This window comes from Streptomyces sp. NPDC028289 (assembly GCF_055565975.1).
On sequence record NZ_JBVHTI010000002.1, the window covers coordinates 561,232 to 584,204 of the forward strand.

Annotated in this window: 22 protein-coding genes; 13 read left to right on the forward strand and 9 right to left on the reverse strand. The window is 68.5% G+C overall.

The window, feature by feature from the left end:
• Positions 1–9: 9 nt before the first annotated feature.
• From ACZ4UV_RS10450 to ACZ4UV_RS10460, 3 genes are all read right to left on the reverse strand, one after another.
• Positions 10–1,653 (reverse strand): class I adenylate-forming enzyme family protein, encoded by a 1,644-nt coding sequence (locus tag ACZ4UV_RS10450; RefSeq protein WP_316769194.1) that lies wholly within the window; start codon positions 1,651–1,653, stop codon positions 10–12.
• Entirely contained in the window at positions 1,650–2,519 is an 870-nt protein-coding gene (locus tag ACZ4UV_RS10455) for a fumarylacetoacetate hydrolase family protein (RefSeq protein ID WP_388915934.1), read from the reverse strand. Before ACZ4UV_RS10455 ends, ACZ4UV_RS10450 begins: the two co-directional genes overlap by 4 nt.
• A 219-nt stretch (positions 2,520–2,738) precedes the next feature.
• Positions 2,739–3,281 (reverse strand): flavin reductase family protein, encoded by a 543-nt coding sequence (locus tag ACZ4UV_RS10460; protein WP_316769190.1) that lies wholly within the window; start codon positions 3,279–3,281, stop codon positions 2,739–2,741.
• A 350-nt stretch (positions 3,282–3,631) separates the two neighbouring features.
• On the opposite strand from ACZ4UV_RS10460, the gene ACZ4UV_RS10465 reads away from it, so the two are divergent.
• The 6 genes from ACZ4UV_RS10465 (at position 3,632) to ACZ4UV_RS10490 (ending at position 9,732) form a co-directional block, all read left to right on the forward strand.
• The gene (locus tag ACZ4UV_RS10465) at positions 3,632–4,234 is read left to right on the forward strand and encodes a cysteine hydrolase family protein (protein WP_467837322.1); all 603 of its coding nucleotides are present in this window, start codon (positions 3,632–3,634) and stop codon (positions 4,232–4,234) included.
• A gap of 45 nt (positions 4,235–4,279) precedes the next feature.
• Complete coding sequence (locus ACZ4UV_RS10470) at positions 4,280–5,140, forward strand: cupin domain-containing protein (RefSeq protein ID WP_316769187.1); 861 nt, start codon at positions 4,280–4,282, stop codon at positions 5,138–5,140.
• Entirely contained in the window at positions 5,137–6,354 is a 1,218-nt protein-coding gene (locus ACZ4UV_RS10475; protein ID WP_316769185.1) for a DUF3500 domain-containing protein, read from the forward strand. Before ACZ4UV_RS10470 ends, ACZ4UV_RS10475 begins: the two co-directional genes overlap by 4 nt.
• Positions 6,355–6,385: 31 nt before the next feature.
• Positions 6,386–7,444 carry an LLM class flavin-dependent oxidoreductase gene (locus ACZ4UV_RS10480; protein ID WP_467837324.1) on the forward strand — a complete coding sequence of 353 codons (1,059 nt, stop codon included), beginning with the start codon at positions 6,386–6,388 and terminating at the stop codon, positions 7,442–7,444.
• A 23-nt stretch (positions 7,445–7,467) separates the two neighbouring features.
• Positions 7,468–8,355, forward strand: a complete 888-nt coding sequence (locus tag ACZ4UV_RS10485; RefSeq protein WP_316769181.1) for an NADP-dependent oxidoreductase — start codon at positions 7,468–7,470, stop codon at positions 8,353–8,355.
• Positions 8,356–8,541: 186 nt separating this feature from the next.
• The gene (locus ACZ4UV_RS10490) at positions 8,542–9,732 is read left to right on the forward strand and encodes an acyl-CoA dehydrogenase family protein (protein ID WP_451017697.1); all 1,191 of its coding nucleotides are present in this window, start codon (positions 8,542–8,544) and stop codon (positions 9,730–9,732) included.
• 171 nt (positions 9,733–9,903) lie between these two features.
• Here ACZ4UV_RS10490 and ACZ4UV_RS10495 read toward each other — a convergent pair whose 3' ends face one another.
• The 3 genes from ACZ4UV_RS10495 to ACZ4UV_RS10505 form a co-directional block, all read right to left on the reverse strand.
• Positions 9,904–10,725: an alpha/beta fold hydrolase gene (locus ACZ4UV_RS10495; protein ID WP_316769177.1), complete on the reverse strand. Its 822-nt coding sequence runs from the start codon at positions 10,723–10,725 to the stop codon at positions 9,904–9,906.
• 231 nt (positions 10,726–10,956) lie between these two features.
• A complete protein-coding gene (locus ACZ4UV_RS10500; protein ID WP_316769175.1) occupies positions 10,957–12,126 on the reverse strand; it encodes an acyl-CoA dehydrogenase family protein in 1,170 nt (389 codons plus the stop codon).
• Positions 12,127–12,175: 49 nt separating this feature from the next.
• Positions 12,176–13,375, reverse strand: coding sequence for a CaiB/BaiF CoA transferase family protein (locus ACZ4UV_RS10505; RefSeq protein ID WP_316769174.1), 1,200 nt, complete (start codon positions 13,373–13,375; stop codon positions 12,176–12,178).
• A 132-nt stretch (positions 13,376–13,507) separates the two neighbouring features.
• Between ACZ4UV_RS10505 and ACZ4UV_RS10510 the strand changes: the two genes are divergently transcribed.
• The 4 genes from ACZ4UV_RS10510 (at position 13,508) to ACZ4UV_RS10525 (ending at position 17,838) form a co-directional block, all read left to right on the forward strand.
• Positions 13,508–14,479 (forward strand): LysR family transcriptional regulator, encoded by a 972-nt coding sequence (locus tag ACZ4UV_RS10510; protein WP_467837329.1) that lies wholly within the window; start codon positions 13,508–13,510, stop codon positions 14,477–14,479.
• A 154-nt stretch (positions 14,480–14,633) separates the two neighbouring features.
• Positions 14,634–16,100, forward strand: coding sequence for an aldehyde dehydrogenase (locus tag ACZ4UV_RS10515; protein ID WP_467837331.1), 1,467 nt, complete (start codon positions 14,634–14,636; stop codon positions 16,098–16,100).
• 89 nt (positions 16,101–16,189) lie between these two features.
• Positions 16,190–17,026, forward strand: a complete 837-nt coding sequence (locus tag ACZ4UV_RS10520; RefSeq protein WP_467837333.1) for an HTD2 family dehydratase — start codon at positions 16,190–16,192, stop codon at positions 17,024–17,026.
• Positions 17,023–17,838 carry an HpcH/HpaI aldolase/citrate lyase family protein gene (locus tag ACZ4UV_RS10525; RefSeq protein WP_467837335.1) on the forward strand — a complete coding sequence of 272 codons (816 nt, stop codon included), beginning with the start codon at positions 17,023–17,025 and terminating at the stop codon, positions 17,836–17,838. The genes ACZ4UV_RS10520 and ACZ4UV_RS10525 overlap by 4 nt, the downstream gene beginning before the upstream one ends.
• Before the next feature lie 9 nt (positions 17,839–17,847).
• Here ACZ4UV_RS10525 and ACZ4UV_RS10530 read toward each other — a convergent pair whose 3' ends face one another.
• The 3 genes from ACZ4UV_RS10530 to ACZ4UV_RS10540 form a co-directional block, all read right to left on the reverse strand.
• Complete coding sequence (locus ACZ4UV_RS10530) at positions 17,848–18,522, reverse strand: GntR family transcriptional regulator (RefSeq protein ID WP_316769163.1); 675 nt, start codon at positions 18,520–18,522, stop codon at positions 17,848–17,850.
• A gap of 86 nt (positions 18,523–18,608) precedes the next feature.
• Complete coding sequence (locus ACZ4UV_RS10535) at positions 18,609–19,727, reverse strand: DUF3500 domain-containing protein (protein WP_467837337.1); 1,119 nt, start codon at positions 19,725–19,727, stop codon at positions 18,609–18,611.
• 62 nt (positions 19,728–19,789) lie between these two features.
• Positions 19,790–20,527 carry a fumarylacetoacetate hydrolase family protein gene (locus ACZ4UV_RS10540; protein ID WP_467837339.1) on the reverse strand — a complete coding sequence of 246 codons (738 nt, stop codon included), beginning with the start codon at positions 20,525–20,527 and terminating at the stop codon, positions 19,790–19,792.
• A gap of 110 nt (positions 20,528–20,637) precedes the next feature.
• Between ACZ4UV_RS10540 and ACZ4UV_RS10545 the strand changes: the two genes are divergently transcribed.
• Genes ACZ4UV_RS10545 through ACZ4UV_RS10555 form a run of 3 tightly spaced genes read left to right on the forward strand, consistent with a single transcriptional unit; the run spans position 20,638 to position 22,903 of the window.
• On the forward strand, positions 20,638–21,423 hold the full coding sequence (locus ACZ4UV_RS10545) for a fumarylacetoacetate hydrolase family protein (protein ID WP_316769157.1): 786 nt from the start codon (positions 20,638–20,640) through the stop codon (positions 21,421–21,423).
• Positions 21,408–22,193 (forward strand): HpcH/HpaI aldolase family protein, encoded by a 786-nt coding sequence (locus ACZ4UV_RS10550; RefSeq protein WP_451020381.1) that lies wholly within the window; start codon positions 21,408–21,410, stop codon positions 22,191–22,193. Before ACZ4UV_RS10545 ends, ACZ4UV_RS10550 begins: the two co-directional genes overlap by 16 nt.
• Complete coding sequence (locus ACZ4UV_RS10555) at positions 22,190–22,903, forward strand: RraA family protein (protein WP_467837342.1); 714 nt, start codon at positions 22,190–22,192, stop codon at positions 22,901–22,903. Before ACZ4UV_RS10550 ends, ACZ4UV_RS10555 begins: the two co-directional genes overlap by 4 nt.
• The last annotated feature ends 70 nt before the right edge of the window (positions 22,904–22,973 follow it).

The following is a 22,973-nucleotide window of genomic DNA, read 5'->3' on the forward strand; positions in this document are numbered from 1 at the left end:
TCTCGGTCCTCACCGCAGCTCGCGCCGCAGGATCTTGCCGGCCGGGCTCCTGGGCAGTTCGTCGACGATCTCGACGACACGGGGGTACTTGTAGGCCGCCAAACGCTCCTTGCAGAACACGATGAGGGCGTCTGGACTGGTCGTTCGCCCGGACTGCAGGGACACGAACGCCTTGACCGTCTGGCCGCGGTATTCGTCCGGGACGCCGATCACCGCGGCCTCACGGACGGCGGGGTGGCCGAGGAGGACGTCCTCCACCTCCCGGGGCCACACCTTGTAGCCGGAGGCGATGATCATGTCGCTCTTCCGGCCGACCAGGTAGAACCAGCCCTCTTCGTCAATCAGGCCTAGGTCACCGGTGTGGAGCTCGCCGTCGACGAACTTGTCCGCCGTCTCCGCCGGCTTGTTCCAGTAGCCGGGGGTGACCTGCGGACCGGAGACGACGAGTTCGCCGGTCTCTCCCGGCGGCAGCTCCGTGCCGTTGTCGTCGATGATGCGCACGGACGTGTTGAAGACGGGCACGCCGATCGACAGAGCGCCCGTGTCGGGATCGACGGGCGCCGCCACACCCAGCGGCACGGCGTGTGTCGGCGAGGTGGTCTCGGTCATCCCGTAACAGTTGTGGATGTCCATCCCGGTGCGGGCCAGGATCTTGTCGCGCAGCTGAGGTGCGATCGGTGCGCCGCCGGAGTAGACCACCCGTAGCGACGCGAAGTCGTCCTTTGTCGCTCCGGGCAGTCCGGAGAGATGGTTGAAGGCGGTGATGGCGCCGACGGTGAACGTCGGCCGGTGCTCGCGGATCGCGTCCAGGACGACCCTGCCGTCGAAACGGTGAGCGAGCACGAGTTTCGAGCCGATCACCAACGAGACGCAGACGTGCCCGACGAGCCCGGTGATGTGGAACAGCGGAGCGATACCGAGCACGACGTCGTCCTGGCTCAGCTTCATCCACTCGCGGTAGGTGTGGGTGTTGAAGGCCAGGTTGCCGTGAGTGTTGATCGCCCCCTTCGGTACTCCGGTCGTGCCGGAGGTGTAGGTCAGGACCGCCGCCTTCTCGGCGTTCACGCTGACTGGTGCCGGCTTGCGGTCGCCGTGTCGGGAGAACACGTCCGTCAGCCGGAGGGCCCCGGAGACCGCCGGTTGCTCCGCGACGGGGATGACGCGCCCGTCGTCGCGCTTCTGGTCGTCGCGTGCGGATGCCACGAAGACCTGCCGTACCTCGGTCTGCCCGCCGTCGAGCACCTCACGGGCAACCGATACGTACAGATCGTCAAGGCTCAGCAGGGCCGTCGCGCCCGAGTCCCTGAGCAGGTAGGACAGTTCGCGCGTCTTGTTCATGGGGTTGATGAGAACCGCGATACCACCGGCCTTCCAGGCCGCGAGGAGGCCGACCACGAAGGCCGGGTTGTTCTGGGTGTAGAGCGCGAGCCGGTCGCCGGCGGCGAAGCCGCCCTCCGTCAGGGCGATCGCCAGGGCGTCCGAGTGCTGGTCGAGGTCTCGGAAGGACACGGCGCCGTCGAAATAGGCGATCGCGGTTCTGTCGGGGAACCTGGAGACGGTGGTCGCGAACAGTTCGAGCATCGACTCGGACTCGGGAGTGATCTGCCTCGGGAGATCACCGGGATACGTGTTCAGCCAGGGACGCCGGTTCACCGCGCGTCCTTCGGTACCGCCACGACTTCGTTCCGGAGGACCCCGACGCGCGACACCTCGACCTCGGTCACGTCGCCGGGGGCGAGGAAACGCGGCGGCTTCGCCGCCAGTCCGACACCGCCAGGCGTTCCGGTGGCGATCACGTCGCCGGGATTCAGGGAAGTGAACCCGGTGACGTACCCCAGAATCGCCGTGAAATCGAAGACGAGCTGGTCCAGCGTGGCGTCCTGCCGCAGCTCGCCGTTGACCCGGGTGGTGAGCCGTACCGATCCGAGGTCGTCGAACTCGTCCAGCGTGACCAGGTACGGACCGAAGGAACCGACGCCGCGGAAGTTCTTGCCGGGCAGCCACTGGCTGTTGTGCAACTGCCAGTCCCGTGCGCTCAGGTCGTTGTAGGCCGACAGTCCCGCGATCGCCGCCCGGGCGTCGGCGTCCGTCTCGATCACCGACACATGACGGCCGATGACGATCGCGACCTCTCCCTCGTAGTCCAGCTGCCTCGTGTTCGGCGGATGGACGACGGGCTGTTCGTGTCCGACCTGGGTGTCGGCGAACCGGCTGAAGACGGTGGGGTGTTCGGGCTTGTCGACGTGCCCGGTCTCGTCGCGGTGGTCGACGTAGTTGACGCCCACGCACAGGATCTTCGCCGGGTCCGGGACAGGCGGGAGGAACTCGATCTCGGCCAGGGAGTGGGTGGCCTCGCGGCCCGCGCTGAGCCGCTCCAGTCGCCCCGTGAGATCGCGTTCCAGGAGCTCTCGGATCGAGGTGGCCTCCCCGCCGAGTGTCTCGGCGCCGTCGATGACGCCGTCGGCCGAGAGAACGCCGAACGACACCTTGTCGCCGATGCGGTACGTGAGCAGCTTCATCGGTGCTTCTCCTCATGGATTCCGGCGCGCGGTTGCGCCGTGTCGAGGCCGACGCCTTCGACGGGGGACCGCCCGTTCGTCGGGGTCCTCCGTTGAGACCGGCCGGTCGGGGGCATCGGCGGTGCGGACGACCACCTGCGATCCTTCTTGCGGTGTGAGCCGCGAAGCTCCGCCAGCAGCGGCCTACGCCCCGTGAACCTCCGGCGGGACGTACGGCGTTCAGGCCGCGGTCGGCCCGACGGCGCCCGTGTAGCGGCGACGGTGGAACACCAGCGGTGTCTCCTCCGGCGCGGCATCGAGGTCGGCGACCTCACCGATGACGATGAAGTGGTCCCCGGCCTCGTGCAGGGTCGTGATCCGGCAGTCGATCCACGCCGCCACTCCCTCCAGCACCGGCGAGCCGGTCACCGGTGCCGGACGCCAGGACAGGCCGGCGAACTTGTCGGCGCCACTGGTGGCGAACGCCTGGGAAACGTGCTGCTGGTTCACGGTCAGCACGTTCGCGCAGAAGGCGCCGGCCTGTCGTATGCGGGGGAAGCTGCTCGACGTCGCCGCGGGCAGAAACCCGACCAGTGGTGGATTCATCGACACCGAGAGGAAGGTGCCGACGGCCAGCCCGACCGGCTCGCCGCGGTCCAGGGCGGTCACCACGACAACACTGGTGGGCACCGCGGAGAGGACGTCGCGGAAACGGGCGGCTTCCAGGGTCGCCCCACTCCCGGCAGAGCCGCTCGGTGAGGCCGGTAGTGATGTCCATGCCATTGTTGCAGTCCTTTTCCGGTCAGGCGGGGACCATGTCGCCGCCGCAGGCACGCGCGGCGGGCAGATCCCCGGGCGGCTGACAGCTCGAAGCTGCGGCGGACCGATTCGAGCGGAGTCACAACGCGCTGAGACTTGGGTCACCTGGCCGATCCCGGCCGGGTGGATCAGATACCGGGGCGCGCGCGAACCATCCGGCGACGCCCTTGAGGAGCCAATATGAACGTAACACAGACATGTCTGTCTTGAAAACAAACATTTCTATTGACAGCAGTGGACTGTCATGTTGCGATCTGAAACATGGTTGCTCAGCGGTCAACCGGACGCCCGCGGGCCTGCCAGTCGGAGGACACATGACCGAGTTCGATCCAGCCCGTACCGCCGTGATCAACATCCACTGGCAGTACGACATCGTGAAACCCGAGGGTGCTTTCGGACCGTTCTTCGCCGAGGGCGTGCAGCGGCACGGTGTCATCGCCAAGAACCAGCTGCTCACCCGGGCGGCCCGAGCCGCGGGAGCCTCCGTCATCCACATCCGGACGGCCTTCCGGCCCGGCTATGGCGATCTGATCATCAACTGCCCTCTGCTGGCCCTGGTGGAAGAGCGCAAGGCCCTCGTCGACGGAACGCGCGGCGCTGATCACATCGAGGAACTCAGCCCCGAGCCCGGCGAGTTGGTCATCACCCACACCCGCCTCACCGGCTTCCACGGCACCGACCTCAACGGCATCCTGCGCGGGAAGGGCATCGACACCGTCGTCCTCTCCGGGGTCGCCACCGACCACGCCGTCCAGGGCACCGCCCGCGAGGCGGCCAACCACGGCTACCGCACCCTCATCGTCTCCGACGCGTGCTCGGCGGCCAGCGACGAGTCGCACCAGGCCGCCCTGGACACCTTCACGCTGCTGGGCGAGATCGTCACCACCCAGGACGTCGAGGCCGCCTTCTCCCGCTGAGCCGCGCACACCACGAGACCCACACGACGACGCAGGAGTAGGCCGATGCCGCCCAGCACACCGCCGACCCGCATGCAGTACGTCCGCCCCTTCGACCCGGACCAGGCCATCGACACGGGGTTCCCCGGCTACCGCGCGCAGTTCCTCTCCCATCTGGAGAGCGCGATCCTGATCAACAGCCACATCGAGGAAGGAGGTTGCGGCCCCGGTCTGCACTACCACCACGTCGACCAGCTGTACTACCTGGTCGAGGGCACCATGAACGTGCAACTGGGGCACGAGGTCCAGCACATCAGTGCCGGCACCCTCGTGTTCATCCCGGCGGGGCTGGCACACCGCAACTGGAACGACGGGCCGGGAGCCGAGACCCACTTCGAGATGCTGATCCCCGCTCCCGGGCCGATGGCCCAGCTGGCGTACATGGTGGACTCTCCCGACGATGTACCGGCCACCCACCGCACCGACCACCCCGGTTACACCCGGCGCGTCGATCCCGACGCCCTGGACGAGCCGATGCCGGGTCTCAAGATGGTCGCTCTGGCCGGTCCTGCGACCGGCGCGCGGCACACCGTCGTCAACTACATGGAAGTCGCTCCCGGCGGGGCCGGGCCGGGCACTCATATCCACGCCTTCGACCAGTACTACCTGGTGCTGGAGGGGGAACTGACCGTCGAGATCGCTCTGGAGAAGCATGTCGTCGGCCCCCGCACGCTGGTGGTGCTGCCCGCGGGCGTACCGCACCGGCAGTACAACGCGGGCACGGTGGCAGAGAAGCACATCTCGGTTCTCTCGCCCGCGCCGGAGCCGGTGAAGCCCTGGGACAGCGGTGTCGACTTCAGCGCCAACGGCCACGATGCCACCGGCCCTCAGTCCGTCTTCGAGCAGGTCGGAGCGGGGCGGTCATGACCGATCTGCGCGGTGGGTACCGGCCGCGCCCGGAGCGCCTGGCGCTGAAGCGGGGCGCGGTGGACTTCTCCGACGACGCCGGTGTGGCGGCGATCATGAAGCTCGTCGCGGGCGCGGAGCTGCCGCCGGTGGGGGAGACCGCCGGCGATCCCTTCGTGGGGATCACGACCGACGGGCAGCCCCTGACCGACCTCTTCACCCTGACCGACGAAGGTGCACCGACAGAGCAGGCGGTGCACAACGCACGGGGTTATCTGGATCAGCTCACGGCAGAGCAACAGGCGCTCGGCGTGCTGCCGGTCGACGCCACCGAATGGCGGGTGTGGTCCAACGCGTTTCTGACGTTCCCCGAACACGGTCTGCTGTTGCAGGAGTTGCCCGGGCGCGCGCGTGAGGCGGCGCTGTCGGTGATCGAAGCCACCGTCAGCCCCGAGGGCTACGAGCTGCTGCGCGAGGCGATGCGTCTCAACGCCCAACTGGGCACGTTTGTCGGCAAGTACCCGGACACACTCACCGAGTACTGCTACCGGTTCACCCTGTTCGGCGAGCCCTCGCTCCAGCAGCCGTGGGGCTGGCAGCTCGCGGGGCACCACATCGATCTCCACGCGGTCTTCATCGGCGGCCAGTTGGTGCTCACACCGACCTTCCTCGGCGTGGAGTTCGGCGGTGAGGCCGTGTTCTCCGACCATCGCGAGCGCGCCCGGGAGTTCATGGAGTCCCTGAGCGCGGCGCAGCGCGACCGGGCCCTGCTGTACGGCTCGATGCTGTCCGCGGACCTTCCGCCCGAGCTGTCCGGCATCGTCGACGGCCGCCACCGCGCGGCAGCGGGCCGGGACAACCGTGTGCTCCCCTACGTCGGTCTGGCGGGCGACCGGCTGACGCCGGGCCAGCGAGAGCTGCTGCTCTCGCTCACCGACCCCTACCTGGAGAACCTGCCCCCAGCGCCTCGTGCGCACCGCCGCAACCAGATCGAGCGCTTCCTCGACGACACTCACCTGGGGTGGATCGGGACGTGGGAACCCCACGCGCCCTTCTACTACCGGGTGCACAGTCCGGTCGTGCTGATCGAGTACGACAACCACGCCGGCATCTTCCTCGACAACGACGAACCCGAGCCGTACCACGTGCACACCATCGTGCGCACCCCCAACGGCGGTGACTACGGCAAGGACCTGCTGCGTCAGCACTACGCACACCAGCACCCACACACGTGACGGAGTAACGCGTTACGGAAGGAGAACCGCGATGGACGTCGGTTTCCTGTTCAACATCCGCCGTCACCCCGAGGAGCAGCGCAGCCTGCGGCAGGTCTACCAGGACCACATCGACGACGTCGTACACGCCGAGCGGCTCGGGTTCACCCACGCCTGGGCCGGCGAACACCACTTCGCCTGGGACCAGGCGACGCCCGGACTCTTCCCGGTACTGGCCGCGGTGGCGCAACGGACCAGCGGGATCCGTATCGGCACCCATGTGACCGTGCTGCCCTACCACCATCCGCTCCGGGTGGCCGAGGACGCCGCGGTGCTCGACATCCTCTCCGGGGGCCGGTTCGAACTCACCGTGGGCGCCGGGTCGTTCTACGAGGAGTTCCGCTCCTACGACGTCGACGCCGCCGAACGCTTCGGGCGGCTCTTCGAAGGGCTCGACGTCATCCTCAAGTGTTTCACCGAGGACGAGTTCAGCCATGCGGGCAAGTACTTCACCTTCCCCGGCGTGCGGATGACCACCAAACCGCTGCAGGAGAGGCTGCCGGTCTGGGTCGCCGCCAGCGGTCCCGTAGGAGTGAAGCGCGTCGCGCGCCGAGGACTGAACGTCGCCGGCGCCTCCGCGTTCGGTCCGCAGCTCATGGAGCTGTTCGACAGCGAGTTGCGCGCCCACGGGCACAACCCCGCCGACCATGGGTCGGGGCTCCTGTCCATGGTGCACGTCGCCGACGACGAGGACCGGGCGTGGGCCGAGGCCGCCCGCGGAGTCCACCACTGGCTCACCTTCCTCGCCGGCCACGAATGGGTCGGGCTGGAATTCACCGGCGGCAGACTCGACGTGCCCGCACCCGACCGACTGCGCGACTGGGCCGCCGACTCACCGATCCCGTACCACGTCGGCACACCGGACCAGGTGGCCGAGTCGCTGCTCCGGCGGGTCCGGTCGGCACGCAACACGAACCTCGCCCTGTCCTTCCGCCAGGTGTTCATGGACACGGCCGCGGTCCGCCACTCCATGGACCTGTTCGCCGAACACGTCATGCCCGAACTCCGGGCCTGGCAGCACCCCACAACCACCGCCGCTTCAGACGAGTGATCAATGATTTCAGGAGACATGCCATGCGTGCTGCAGTAGTGAACAGCTTCGGCGGACCCGAGGTCGTGGAGGTCGTGGACACCGAGGTGCCCGAGCCGGGGGCGCGGGAAGTGCGGATCAAGGTGGCCGCGGCCGCGCTGAACCCGTGTGACGTCGCGGCGCGGTCCGGGGTCTACGGGGGAGGGGGACAGCGGATAGGGCTCGGGTGGGACGTCGCCGGGACGATCGACGCGGTCGGCGAGCAGAGTGACTGGAAGGTCGGAGACAACGTCGTTGCGCTCCTCTTCGGCCTGGTCAAGCCGCTGGGCACCCATGCCGAATACGTCGTCGTACCCGCGGACGCCGTCGCCGAGGCGCCCACGACGGTGGACTCGGCGCACGCCGCGACTCTGCCGCTGAACACACTGACCGCGCTCCAGGCCCTGGACCTCCTGGAGCTGACGGAGGGACAGTCGGTCCTGGTGACCGGCGCCGCGGGCGCGGTCGGCGCCTACGCCGTGCAGCTCGCCGCCCGCCGCGGGCTCGTGGTGACGGGCCAGGCGCGGGAAGGCGACGAGGAGTTCGTACGGTCGCTGGGGGCGGCGCACGTCACGAGTGGGGAGCCGAAGAGCGTCGACGCGGTCCTCGACGCGGCGGTCCTCGGTGAAAAGGCCCTCGCATGGGTGCGGGACGGCGGCGCCTTCGTCGGCCTCCTGCCACACCTGCTGCCGCCGGCGGAGCGTGGCGTGCGGATCAGTGGTGTCGAGGTGAACGCCGACGGAGCGAGCCTGGCCGAGCTGGTCCGGCTCGCCGACGAAGGGGTGCTGACCCCTCGGGTGGCCGGGACCTACGCCCTGGACGACGCGGCCAAGGCGCACGCCCGGTTCGCGGAGGGCGGGGTGCGGGGGCGGTTGGTGCTGCTGCCCTCGTAACGCTTGCTCCTCCGCACCCTTGACGGCCTGGCGGATCTCCTGCCCGGCCGGGAATGCGCCCCCCGGAACACCGTGCGGGCACGTTTTTCAGATCGCATCACAGAAAGGTTCGGCCGAGCCGAACACAGGAGGACCGTTCCCGCGGTTCTCGCCCTGACAGCACCGTTCTCACGGATCGAGGTTCCCATGACCACCACAACTGACGTGGCCGATGTAGCCGGCACCGACTCCGCCGCCGGCCGCGACCGATTGCTCGCCGCCCTGGACACGATGGCCGACGACCTCCAGGCCGAAGGCCCGGCCTGTGACGACGCGGGCAAGCTCACGGACCGCACGATGGAGTTGCTGCGAGACAGCGGCCTCGGCTGGATGTTCGTCAGCAAGGACCTGGGTGGCCTGGCGTTGTCTCCCGGCGACGCGGCCCAGGTCCTCGAACAGTTCGCCTACATCGACGGGTCGATCAGCTGGACCGGAGGAATCTTCGCGGGCGTCGGCTTCCTGTCGGCGTTCTTCGACAAAGCCGTCGAGAAAACACTCTTCGCCGACGGGGTTCCGAACTTCTCCGCGACCGCCTACCCCAGCGGGCGCGCCGTCCGGGTCGAGGGCGGCTACCGGCTCACCGCGTCCTACTCGTACTGCAGCGGGCTTCCGAACGCAGACTACGTATTGTGCAACTCCCTGGCCTTCGACGGCGACCAGCCCGTCCCCGGCCCGCCGTTCATGTTCCTCGTACCGGCCTCGGAGACCACCCTCCGGGGTAACTGGGACACGATCGGGCTCCGTGGCACCGGCTCCGTCGACTTCACCGTGACCGATTACTTCGTTCCGGATCACCACGCCGTGCCGCTGTTCCCCGACGTCGCCGCCGGCTTGCTGGCAGTGGTTCATCTCGGGCGCCAGACGTGGGCGTCCGGCACCACCCGTCGACTCCTCGACGAGATCGCCGCCTTCGCGAGCCGTGACCCCAAGCCCGGAGCGACCCGGCTCGCGGACAACCCGGTCTTCCGCACCGAGTACGCGGACTTCGAACTCGCCTACCGCTCCGCTCGCGCGTTCGGGGCCGAAGTCTTCGCCGAGGTCGACGCCTCGGCTGCACGTGGGGAGCCCCTCAGCCGTCGGCAGACCAGTCTGCTCGCCGGCGCCAGCGTGCACATGCACGACATCTGTCGGGATGTCGCCCTGTGGGCGTTCAACAAGGGCGGAGGCACCGCACTGCGCGCCGGAACTCTTCAGCGCATCATCCGCGACGCCATCTCCGGTTGTCAGCACGCGGTGATCAGCCGCAGTCAGCTGGCGGACATCGGTCACGAACTCATCGGCGCGCCGCCGGAGCTGCAGTGGATGGGCACGGCACTTGTTGTGCCCCCCGGTCTGTGACCGCGCCCGTCTGTGAAGTGGCGGCCTGATCAGTGACAGGACTGGCGACGTTCCGTACTCGACGTGCGGGCGTCGCCTTTGCCACCGGAGCGCCCGGGGCCAGGCAGCGAAGTAGGCGGTCAGTTCGGGATTCCGAGCTGACCGCCCACTTTCATGGCGCTATGGCGTGACTCACGGGGTGACGAGGGTGGCGTCCGGGGGAAGCTGGAAGTCCGATCCGTGAGCGAGGAAGTCGGCCACGAGGGCGCCCAGATCCTCGGCGCGGTCGCCCTGCACGTCGTGCGCGGCATCGTGAAGGAGGACGAAGCTGCAGTCGGGCATGAGACGGGCGAAAGTGCGTCCGTTCTGGGGTGGGATCAAGCCGTCCTTCTCGCCGAACACCACCAGCGTGCGAACAGAAAGTTCAGGCAGACGTTCGGTGATCTGCTTCGAGTAGTCGGGGTTCGCTCCCTGGAGCCTGGAGATCAACGCGAACATCCGAGCCTGGGAGTCGGGGTGAGGCGGTACGAAGACCGGCTCCCGCTCGGGGTGGACGCGAACCTTGGCAAGGGCTTCCTCAGGTGTGATGTTTCCCGGTGAGGGTTCGGCCCCTTCGTGGAACGTGCCCGGTGTGTCGAGGACAAGAGAGGCCACCCGTTCCGGGTGATCGAGGGCGATGTTGAGGGCGACGTCGCCGCCCAGCGTGCTTCCGAGCAGGTGGAAGCTCTTGAGCCCGAGGTTCTGGGTCGCCTGGTGGACGGTGTCGGCCAGTTCCGTGAGTGTCAGCTCGCGGCCGCCGTCGGGCTCGTCGCCCCAGCCGGGCAGTGCGAAGAGGATGACGTCGTACTGCTCGGCGAGGCGGTCGAGCATGGGGGTGAAGCGGATACCGACGGCGCTGTGGATGACGACGAGGGTGTCGCCGGAGCCGGCGCGGAAGTACCGGATGGGGTGGCCGTCGGCTTGGGCGACGCCTTCGGTGAAGGCGGAACCGTACTGTGCGGATGCGGATGTCATTGGAGCCAACTTTCGATCACATGGAAGCTGGGTGATCCTGCTCGTGATTCGGAGCCGACCGTCTTCCGGACGACGGGTTCCGTGGCGTAGACGGCCTCAGAGGCCTCGTAGACCCCATTGAGACATGTTTAAATGACCTTAAGTAAATATTTCAATTCGGTTCTGAAGTGTCAAGCATTCGGCGGGCTGCCGTGGCGGATCACAGGTCCGGTTCCTCGAAGACCTGCCGCGTCAGCCGTCCAGCCCTCCGCGCTTGACGAGCTGGCTCGCGATGACGTTGCGCTGGATCTCGTTCGTCCCCTCGCCGACGATCATCAACGGGGCGTCACGGAAGTACCGTTCGACGTCGAACTCGGTGGAGTAGCCATAACCGCCGTGGATGCGCACGGCGTTGAGCGCGATCTGCATCGCCGTCTCGGAGGCGAAGAGCTTGGCCATGCCCGCCTCCATGTCCACGCGGCGGCCCTCGTCCGCCTCCCGTGCCGCGTACAGGGTGAGGTGTCGCGCCGCTGTCAGTGAAGTCGCCATGTCGGCCAGGTAGTTGCCGATGGACTGGTGCTTCCAGATCGGCTTGCCGAACGACTCGCGTTCCTGGGCGTAGGCGAGGGCGTCCTCCAGCGCCGCACGGCCGACCCCGAGCGCGCGGGAGGCGACCTGGAGGCGTCCGGTCTCCAGGCCCTTCATCATCTGCGCGAAGCCCTTGCCCTCGACACCGCCGAGCAGCGCGTCGTCCGGCGCCCGGTAGTCCTCGAAGGACAGCTCGCAGCTCTCCACGCCCTTGTAGCCGAGCTTGGGCAGGTCACGGGAGACGGTCAGGCCCGGACCGTGCTCCGCGAGCAGGATCGAGATGCCCCTGTGCGCCGGAGTGGCGTCCGGGTCGGTCTTGCACAGCAGGGCGATGAGCCCGGAGCGCCGCGAGTTGGTGATCCAGGTCTTCGTCCCGCTGACCACGTATCCGCCGTCGGCGCCCTTGCGGGCGACGGTGCGCAGGGACTGCAGGTCCGAGCCGCCGCCCGGTTCGGTCAGGGCCATGGTCGCGCGGATCTCGCCGGTGGCCATCCTCGGCAGATACCGGCGCCTCTGCTCCTCCGTGCCGAAGTGCAGCAGCAGCTTGGCGACCACGGTGTGGCCGCCCATCGCTCCGGCCAGGCTCATCCAGCCACGGGCCAGCTCCTCGGTGACCAGGACGTAACAGGGGGTGGAGACCGGGGTGCCGCCGTACTCCTCGGGGACGGCGAGACCGAAGATCCCGAGGGCCTTCATCTGCTCGACGAGGGCCTCGGGGTAGGTGTCGGCATGCTCCAACTGCCGGACGACGGGCTTAACTTCCCTGTCGACGAAGTCGTGCACGGTACGGACGACGAGTTGTTCGTCCTCGGACAGGATGTCCAGGATGCCCATGCGGCGATGCTCCTTGCTGAAGTGACAGGCTCGGGTGGCGAAGCGCGGTTCAGATGACGTGCTCGGCCTTCAGGCCGTCGATGTCGGCCGGGCTGTATCCCAGGCCGGCCAGGATCGTGTCGGTGTGCTGCCCGGCGCCGGGGACGGCGTCCATGCGCGGGGCCGTGCCGGCCAGAACCACCGGCGGCAGCAGCGCGGACACCGCGGCTCCTCCGGGAATCCGTACGTCCCTCCAGCGGTCCCTGCCGCTGAGCACCGGGTGTGCCAGGAAGTCGGTCAAGTCGTTGACGCCGGCGTTGGCGATGCCCGCCGCGTCCAGCAGCTTCGTCACCTCGTCGCTGTCCAGTTCGCCGAAACGCTCGGCCACGATCGCGTTCAACTGCTCACGGTGGGCCACCCGGGCCGAGCCCGTGGCGAAACGCGGATCGGTGACGAGCCCGGGCTGGTCCAGGAACCGCCCGCACAGGGCGGCCCATTCGCGCTCGTTCTGGACGGAGAACAGCACGGCCTTGCCGTCGGCGGCGGTGTAGGAGCCGTAGGGGGCGATGGTGGCGTGCTGGGTGCCCAGGCGTGGGGGCTGGGTGCCGCCGTAACGGGTGTAGTAGGCGGGTTGACTCATCCACTCGGCCAGCGCCTCGAACAGCGAGACCTCCACGGCACGGGCGACACCCGTGGTGGCCCGGGTGAACAGGGCGGTGAGGATGCCCGAGTAGGCGTACATGCCGGCCGCGATGTCGGCGATCGACACACCGACCCGTGCCGAACCGTGCTCGTTGCCGGTGAGGGAGACCAACCCGGTCTGGCACTGCACCAGCAGGTCGTACGCCTTGCGGTCGGCCCACGGGCCGGTGGAGCCGTAGCCGGAGATCGAGCAGGGGATGAGGGAGGGGAAGCGTTCCGCGAGGGCCTCGGCGCCCAGGCCCATCCGGGCGGCCGCGCCCGGGGCCAGGTTCTGCACGAACACATCGGCGTCGGCGAGCAGTCGCTCCAGGATCGCGCGGCCGGTGTCTGTCTTCAGGTCCAGCGTCACCGACTCCTTGGAGCGGTTGAGCCACACGAAGTAGCTGGACTCGCCGTGCACCGTGGTGTCGTACCGACGGGCGAAGTCACCCCCGCCGGGCCGCTCCACCTTGATCACCCGTGCGCCGAGGTCGGCCAGCTGGCGGGTGGCGAACGGGGCGGCCACCGCCTGTTCGACGCTGACGACGGTGATGCCGGAGAGCGGCGGTGCCGCGGGGGGCTCGGTCATGAGGTGACCTCCAGGAGGGTGTGGGTCCCATGCCGGGGTGCCATCATGAACACTCATGACGGCGAAGGTGAAATACCAATACGTCATGTCCCCATGCGTGCTTCGGATGGCAGCGGAAGGAAGAACGACGTCTTGGACCTCAAGCAACTCAGGGCGGTCGTCACGGTCGCCGAGGTGGGCAGTGTCACGCGCGCCGCGGAGCTGCTGCACCTGGTGCAGCCCGCGGTCACCCGGCAGATCCGCACCCTGGAGCAGGAACTGGGCATCGCCCTCTTCGAACGGACCAGGACGGGCATGCGGCCCACCGAGGCCGGGGCGATCATGGTCGACCGGGCCCAGCGTGCCCTGAACGAGCTGGAGCGGGCCCGCGCCGAGGTACAGCCGACCCCGGGCGTGGTGACCGGCATCGTCACCGTCGGGCTGCTGGAGAGCACCAGCGACCTGCTGGCCGAGCCACTCGTGACCGCGGTCGCCCGTGACCACCCCGGCGTCGAACTCCGCCTGATGACGGCCTACTCCGGGCATCTGCAGCAGTGGCTCGACGACGGCGACCTCGACCTGACCCTGCTCTACAACCTGGACAGCACGCCTTCGCTCAGCGCGCATCCGCTGCTGCGGGAGCGATTGTGGGCGGTCGCGCCGCCGTCGGCCTGCCTCCGGGCCGACCGTCCCGTGCCGTTTCCGGAGGCGGCGAAGCACCCGCTCGTCATGCCCACCTCGGGGCACGCGCTCCGCCGGCTGATCGACGCGGCCGCGGTGCGGTCCGGGGCCGCCGTAGACGTCGCCGTGCAGACCAATTCCATGCGGGTGCAGAAGCAACTCGTCCAGGCGGGACACGGCTGGACCGTCCTGCCCGGAGTGGGCATCGCCGAGGACGTCGCTCGGGGCGCGCTGAGCGCCGCGCCGCTGAGCGAGCCCGACGTGTGGCGCTCCGTCGTCCTCGGTACGCCGCGGTTCGGGCGCACCCCGCCCGCCGTGGAGGTCGTCGCACGGGAGCTGGTCCACCAGATCAACTCCGCCGTGGCTCAGGGCAGATGGCCCTCGGCCCAGGTCCAGGTCCAGGTCCAGGTCCGGGGAGACGACGCCCCTGCCGCGGGAGAGTGACTCGCCCAGGTCCAGGGTGCCCCTGCGGCGATGCTCCGCATGCATGCATGCGGAGCATGCGACCATCACGGCTTTCTATTGTTCAACCTTGGCTATCAGCACTCATGATGCTGTGTGATGTGAGCCGACTTCTAGCCGACAGGACCCCCCTTCCATGCAGCGCTACGAGTTGTTCATCGACGGGGAGAGCCGCGAGGCCGCCGGCGGTGAGTGGTTCCCCACCGACAACCCCTACCTGGGCACCCAGTGGGCCGAGATCGCCAAGGCCACACCCCAGGACGTCGACGACGCGGTCCGCGCCGCCCATCACGCCCTGCACGCCGGCCCCTGGGCCGAACTGACCGCCAGCGCCCGCGGCGCCCTGCTGCGTCGGCTCGGCGACGCCATCGCCTCGAACGCCCGACACCTTGCCGAGCTCGAAGTCCGCGACAACGGCAAGCTGTTCACGGAGATGCACGGGCAGGTCGCCTACGTCCCCCAGTGGTTCCACTACTACGGCGGGCTCGCCGACAAGGTCGAGGGCACTGTCCCGCCGCTGGACAAGAAGGGCTACTTCGCCTTCACGAAGAAGGAGCCCGTCGGGGTCGTCGCCGTCATCACGCCCTGGAACTCCCCGCTTCTGCTGCTGGCCTGGAAGATCGCTCCGGCCCTCGCCGCGGGCTGCACGGTGGTGGTGAAACCGTCGGAGTTCACCTCCGCCTCCACTCTCGAACTGGCCCGGCTCTTCCACGATGCGGGGCTGCCGCCCGGCGTGTTCAACGTCGTCACCGGTTTCGGCCGGGACGTCGGCGCCGCACTCGTCGAGCACCCGCTGGTCCGCAAGGTCAGCTTCACCGGCTCGGACGCCACGGGCCGTCGTATCAACGAGGCCGCCGCCCGCGACTTCAAGCACGTCAGCCTCGAACTCGGCGGCAAGTCCCCCAACATCGTCTTCGCCGACGCCGACCTCGATGCCGCGGTCAACGGCGCCGTCTCCGGCATCTTCGCCGCCACCGGGCAGACCTGCATCGCCGGCTCCCGGCTTCTGGTGCAGGAGGATGTGCACGGCGAAGTCGTGGACAGGCTCGTGGAGCTGGCGCGCACCGCACGCATGGGCGATCCCATGGACGAGGCCACCCAGGTCGGCCCCATCACCACCCCCACCCAGTACGCCAAGGTCCTCGACTACATCGACATCGCGCAGCAGGAAGGCGCCCGACTCGCCCTCGGCGGCAAGGCCGCCGACCGTGGCGGCTGGTTCGTCGAACCCACCGTCTTCACCGGCGTGAGCAACGGCATGCGCATCGCCCAGGAAGAGATCTTCGGCCCCGTCCTGTCCGTCATCCCCTTCAAGGACGAGGACGAGGCCGTCGAGATCGCCAACGACAGCCGCTACGGCCTCGGCGCCGGCGTGTGGACGAGCGACATCGGCCGCGCCTTCCGCATGGCCGACCGCATCCGCTCCGGCACCGTCTGGGTCAACACCTACCGCGTGGTCAGCTACCTGGCTCCCTTCGGCGGCTTCAAGGACTCCGGCATCGGCCGCGAGAACGGCATCGCCGCACTCACCTCCTACCTGGAGGACAAGACCGTATGGATCAACACCGGCGCCCCCACCGGCAACCCCTTCGTCCTCCGCTGAGAGAACTCGCGGTGGCCGACAAGGACAGAGGACAGAGGACAGAGGACACACCGACGATGCAGCCCCCTCCGCCCCCACTTGACTCATACGTGGAGTCCTGGACTCCCGGGCCCGTCACCGACGAAGACCCCCTGCCCACCGGGCCGGTGGCCGCCCTCTCGGCGGTTCTGGACCTACCCGACACGGTCGCGAAGACCGGGGATCCGCTTCCCCCGCTGTGGCACTGGCTGTACTTCCTCAGCTGGCCCGCCGGGCGGGATCTCGGCGTCGACGGCCACCCCGTCGACGGCCTCTTCCTGCCGCCCGTCCCGCGACGGCAGCGCATGTGGGCGGGCGGCCGCTGCGAGATCGCCCGGCCGCTGCGCCTGGGCGAGCCGGCCGAGCGGACCAGCAGCCTCGCCGCGGTGACCGCCAAGCAGGGCCGCACCGGAGAGATGCTGTTCGTCACCGAACGCCGTGAGTTCCGCCAGCACGGCCGTGTCTGCCTGGTGGAGGAACAGGACATCGTCTACCGGTCCGGACGCACGGCGGGACAGCACCCGGCCGGCATCGACGCATCCGCTTCCCCCCACCCCGACAGCCCGTGGCGGATTCCGCTGCGCCCGGATCCCACCCTGCTGTTCCGGTTCAGCGCCCTGACCGCGAACGCCCACCGCATCCACTACGACGCCCCGTACTGCCGGGACGAGGAGGGCTACCCCGGCGTCGTCGTCCACGGCCCTCTGCTCGCCCTGCTCATGCTCGAACTGCCCCGACGCCTTGCTCCCGACCGGCCCGTGCGCTCGCTCTCCTACCGGCTCCGGCGGCCGGTGTTCGCCGGCGAACACATCGTCGCCTGCGGCACCCCCGGGGACGACCGCACCGAACTGCACATCGCCACCCACCGGGAGGACCGGCACGCCACCGCCGAGGTGACCTTCGCATGACCGCACCCCACGACCGGATCGCCACCGCGACCAGCCTGCTGTTCGTCCCGGGACACCGGCCCGACCGCTTCGACAAGGCGGCCTCTTCCGGTGCCGACCTGGTCATCATCGACCTGGAGGACGCCGTCGCCCCCGAGGACAAGGACCGCGCCCGGAGCAACGCCGCCGGCTGGCTCGCCCTTGGCAACCAGGCGGTCATACGCCTCAACCCGCTCGGCACGCCCTGGTCCGAGAGCGACCTTGCCATGGCCGCCGACCACGGCTGCCCAGTGATGGTGCCCAAGGCCGAGGATCCGACGCTACTCACACGGCTCGCCGCCCGTACGGCCGGACGGTGTGCCCTCGTGCCGCTCATCGAGACGGCCCTCGGCGTCCAGCGGGCCCGCGAGGTGTGCGCCACATCCGGTGTCGTCCGGGCGGCCTTCGGCAACGTCGACCTCGCCGCCCAACTCGGCGTCGCCCACGACGACCATGCGGCACTGACCTACGCCCGCTCCAGCCTGGTCCTCTCCTCGGCCGCCGCGGGCATCAGCCCGCCGATCGACGGCGTCACCACAGCCGTACGGGACAGGGAAGCCCTCGGCTCGGACATCGCCCACGCCCGACGCCTGGGCTTCACAGGCAAGCTCTGCATCCACCCGTACCAACTCTCGTACGTGACCGACGGATTCGCCCCCACCGCGGACGAACTGCGCTGGGCCCGCACCGTCCTCCAGGCCGGTGACTCCGTCACCACTGTCGGCGGCCAGATGGTCGACAGACCCGTCATGGAACGCGCACGGCGCCTCCTGGCACTGGCCGCCCGCGTGTAAGGCGCGCGCTCACTCGGCGCTTTGCCTGCGCTGCTCGATGAACGCCTGCAAGGTGTTCAGCCTGTGCTGCCGCGCGTAGCGCTCGACCTTGTCCGGTTCCGTACCCCGTTCGATGAGCGCCAGCAACTCCTCGTGTTCCTCGACCGACTGGAGCGAGCGTGCCGGTACGAAGTCGAAGGGGGACCTTCTGATCCGGTCGAGGAGTTGCAACTGCCTGTCGACCATGTTCAGCAGGTCGGTGTTCGGGCACCTGCTGCGCAGGATGGCGTGGAACTCGCCGTTCAGCCTGGCGAAGCCGACCGGGTCGAAGGATTCGCGGCTCCGGCGCATCTTCTCGTTCACCTCGCGGGCCGCCTCGAGGTCGTCCTCGGTGAGGAGCGGACCACTGAGGCCGACGGCGGCACCGTCGACCACCGCAAGCGCTTCCGCCGCCGTCTCGTACTTCGTCTCGTCGATCGCGACCCGGGCGCCGACGTTCCGCTCGAAGGTGACATGGCCCTCGGCTTCCAGGAGCCGCACCGCCTCGCGTACCGGGACGGCGCTGACCGAGAACTCACGAGCCAGTTGTTCGAGGACCAGACGGTACCCCGGGCTGTAGGTGCCGTCCATGATGCGCTCGCGAAGTGCGCGGTAGACCAGCTGTGACTTCGACAGGCGAGTCGTCTGTGCATCGGGGGAAGGCATCGGTTCATCCTCGCCGGTGGGTCTGGTCTGGAACGTACATGGGGCACGGCCGGCTGGCAGGCGGGGGACCGGCGTCCCTCAGCATGTCATCCCTCCGCGGGCACGGTGGAGCGAGTCCGGCGGGACAGATGGTGATCGCTGTTCTTCGACTGTTCGTAATGGTCGATCAGCAACGTGTGTCCCAGGTCGTTGTGGTAGTCCCGCCAGACCGAGTGGATGTGGTTGCCGCTGTCGATCGCGTTGTCGAACTCGATGAGCAACGTGTCGGTCTGGATGCGGTAGTAGTGCGACGTTCCGTGCTCGGTCCCGCCCGCCCAACAGAAGAAGATCTTGTCGTCGTTCGTACCGTCGAGCGTGCGGAGATAGGTGTCGGCCAGTTCGTCGGGGATGCGGCCGACGTAGGTCCGGACGAGGTCCTTGACCAGCGCGGACCCCCGGCTGTCCAGGTCTCTCGCGGCCACCCCGCGCGGCCGGTCGGCCTCGAACTTGAGCGCCTCCCGGTCCGCGTCCGAGATGCGGTAGCTCGGGATGCCCAGGTCGACGTGGTCGGGCAGTTCGACGCGGCCGACGCGGGGCACCTGCCGGGTGACGTAGTCGGCGGGAGCCACATCGTGGATCAACGTCGCCTTGCGGTGGGCGTCCGACATGCAGTGCAGCAGTTCGAAGGCGAGTTCCTCGTCGTCCCTGAGCGGGTGGAAGACTCCCGAGGGAACCGGCTGCGCACCCATGTTGCACGGTGTGACCGTCAGGTAGCGCTGACCGATGATCGTGTAGCTCAGGGAGAGGTGATGACCGAGGACTCTCCAGCCCCAAGTGTCCTCGAAGCCTGGGCGGCCGAAGAACGAGAAGGAGTAGTTGTCGGGATCGCGGAAGTCGCCCGCGATGACTCCGAGGCCGCGCTCATGGACCTCCTTCTCGCGCAGCATGTTCTCCATGGCCATGATCTGCAGTGCCTGGCTGTAGCCCCGTGTGCTCAGCCCTGAAGCCAGCAGGTTCTGGGCCAGCGTTCGTTGGTGCCCGTGCAGCGCCGAGATCGCGATCCCGGTGCGGTCGGGCTTCGGGATGAAGTCCCAGTCGAGGCGTCGGGGATCGGACATGGGATAGGTGGCGATGGCGCGCTGCTCGGGGGTGAGTGAGTTCCACAGCGCCCACGTGGCGAACAGCATTCGTTTGATGGTGCCGGGGGCCTCGTACGGCGCAGTCACCTGGGTGAGTCCTTCGCTTCCGTGGGTTGACATGGTGTCGGTCCGGCAGCAGGGGACGGCGGCTACCCGCGCGGGGTGGCGCCCGTGGCCTTGGGGGCTGGGTGCCCGTACGCCGCCGCCTTCGCGGCCGCGTCGGCCTGTGGAGTCGGCAGTAGTGGCCCGACGTGGTAGTCGTCCTTGACGATCGACGTGCGCAGGCGGCCGGTCGACGTGCGCAGTCCGTTCACGTGGATGCCGGACACCTCGACCTCGACCACGTCCCCGGGCTGTGCGACGGAGGAGCCGGCCGGTGTGCCGGTCAGGATCACGTCACCCGGCTGGAGCGTCATGAACCGTGACAGATCTGCGATCACATAGGCGAAGTCGAAGATCATGTCGTCCGCGACTCGCGCGTCCTGCTCCAGCCGACCGTTCACGTAGGTCTGGAGGTGCAGGCTCGATGGGTCGAGCTGGGCCGCGTCCAGGATTGAGGGACCGATCGGGGTGCATCCGTCGAGGCCCTTGGAGTGGACGTTCGACCCGGGGTCGGCATAGCGCAGGTCGTACAGGCCGAAGTCGTTCGCCGCCGTCACCCCGCCGACGTGTTGCCATGCGGTGTCACGGCTGACGCGGTGCGCTTCGGCTCCGACGACGAGGGCGATCTCTCCCTCGTAGGCGAGGAGTTCACAGTCGGCGGGCACGCCGAGTACGGAGTCGGAGGGCGCCAGCGTGGATGGCGCCTTGAGGAAGTACGACGGGAACGCGGGCGTCCTGCCGCGCTGATCGGCGCGACTTCGGTAGTTGAGGTGGACGGCCACCATCTTCGAAGGCTGATCGCGGAGTGGGTTGATCACCAGAGCCCCCAGCATCATGCATGGCTTCGTAGCTGTAATCATATACGATATTAGCTCACGATTGGCTGGGAGGGTACATGCTCGAACATGCGCGCATCGAGGAGATCGCCGACGAGTTGGCCAAGGCGGGTCACAGTCGCACGGTGGTGCCTCTGCTGGCGGCCCGCAACCCGGGAATGACGGTCGAGGATGCCTACGCCGTGCAGGGGCTGTGGTCGCGGCGGCGTGAAGAGGAAGGGCATACCGTCGTCGGACACAAGATCGGCCTGACGTCCCGGGCGATGCAGGAGGCGACCGGCATCTCCGAGCCCGACTACGGCGTCATCTTCGACGACATGGTGCTGGAGAGCGGTGTCGACATCCCGCACGACGACTTCTCCAACGTGCGAGTCGAGGTCGAACTGGCCTTCGTGCTGAGTCGGCCCCTCACGGGACCGCGCTGCACGGTCGTCGACGTTCTCGCCGCAACCAAGTACGTCGTACCGGCGATCGAGATCCTCAACTCCCACATCGAGCTGGCGGGACGAACCATCGTCGACACGATCAGCGACAACGCGGCCTTGGGAGCCATGGTGGTCGGCGGTCGTCCCGTGTCCGTCGGCGACATCGACCTGCGGCGCGTCGGCGCGCTCCTCTACCGCAACCAGACCATCGAGGAGACCGGCCTCGCCGCCGGCGTGCTGGGCAACCCCGCCAACGGAGTCGCGTGGCTGGCGAACAAGCTGTTCCAGCACGGCACGACGCTCAGCGCCGGTCACATCGTTCTCTCGGGATCCTTCATCCGTCCCCTGTGGGTCGAGCGCGGTGACACGATCCATGCCGACTACGGGAACCTGGGGGCGGTCACATGCCGCTTCGTCTAGACCCGACATTCGCTTCGGTACTCGCCGACGCGGACCGGCCACTGGTGGGGATGTGGGTGTGCAGCGGCAGTCCCCTTGTCGCCGAGATCTGCGCCGGCAGCGGCCTCGACTGGCTGCTCATCGACACGGAGCACAGCCCCGGCGACCTCATGACGCTGCTGGCCCAGCTGCAGGCAACCCACGCCTACCCGATCACCCCGGTGGTACGGCCCCCCAGCGCCGACCCGGTCACGATCAAGCAGTATCTCGACCTCGGCGTGCAGAACCTGCTGATTCCGATGATCGACGACGGTGCGCAGGCCAGGGAAGTGGCACGAGCCGTCACCTATCCGCCGGAGGGGATCCGGGGCGTCGGCAGTGCGCTGGCCCGCGGGTCGCGCTGGAACCGGGTGCCGGACTACCTGGGACAGGCCCGGGAAACGCTCTCGGTGTACGTGCAGGTCGAGTCCGATACCGCGGTGAAGAACATCGTGGAGATCGCCACCACGCCCGGCATCGACGGCGTCTTCGTCGGCCCGTCCGATCTGGCGGCATCCATGGGGTTGTTGGGTCGGCAGGATCACCCAGATGTGGTACACGCCGTCACCACCTGCATCACGGCTGCGAAGCGTGCCGGAAGGAAGGTCGGGGTGAATGCGTTCGCCCCCGCCCTCGCCCAGCGCTATATCGAAGCGGGTGCCGACTTCATCCTCGTCGGCGCCGACGTCGATCTGCTGGCGCGGGGCAGTGAGCGGTTGATGTCCGCCTACACGGGAGGAGGCACGTCGTGAAGGGCACCCGAGCCACGTTGGACATCGGAGTGCGGGACAAGCTGACGCACACTGCCGTTGCCACGATCAGCGCGGAACTGCGCCGACGGGGCTACCCGGACATGTCGATCGACGGCGTCCACTCCCGCGTGCCGGGCGGCAAGCTCGTCGGCCCTGCTCGAACGCTCCGCTTCGTCGCCTACCGGCCCGACCTCTCCGATGAGTACGGATCCGGTTACAACGCCCAGAAACGAGCCTTCGACGATCTCCGGGCCGGCGACGTGCTGGTGATCGAGGCGCGCCAGGATCCCTCCACGGGGACGTTCGGCGATGTTCTCGCCCTGCGCGCCAAGGTGCTCGGCGCTGCCGGAATCGTCAGCGACGGAGGTGTTCGGGACTCGGCCGCTGTCGTCGGCATCGGCCTGCCGACCTTCACCCAGTCGCTTCACCCCGCGGTCCTCGGCCGCCGTCACGTCCCCTGGGAGACGGACACGACGATCACGTGCGGGGGAGTGGCGGTCCAGCCCGGGGACATCATGGTCGGAGACGACGACGGTGTCGTCGTCATCCCGGCACACCTCGTCGAAGAGGTGGCCGACGCCGCGGCCGACCAGGAGAAACAGGACGCCTGGGTGGCAGAGCGGATCGCGGAAGGGAATCCCGTCGAGAGGCTGTTCCCTCCTACTGGTCGCTGGAAGCAGGAGTTCGACAAGTGGCGCGAGAGCCATTGACGATGCCGGGCAGCCGGCGACACTGACTGTCCGTCCCGAGCTGGTGGCTTCACACACGTGCTTCCGGCCC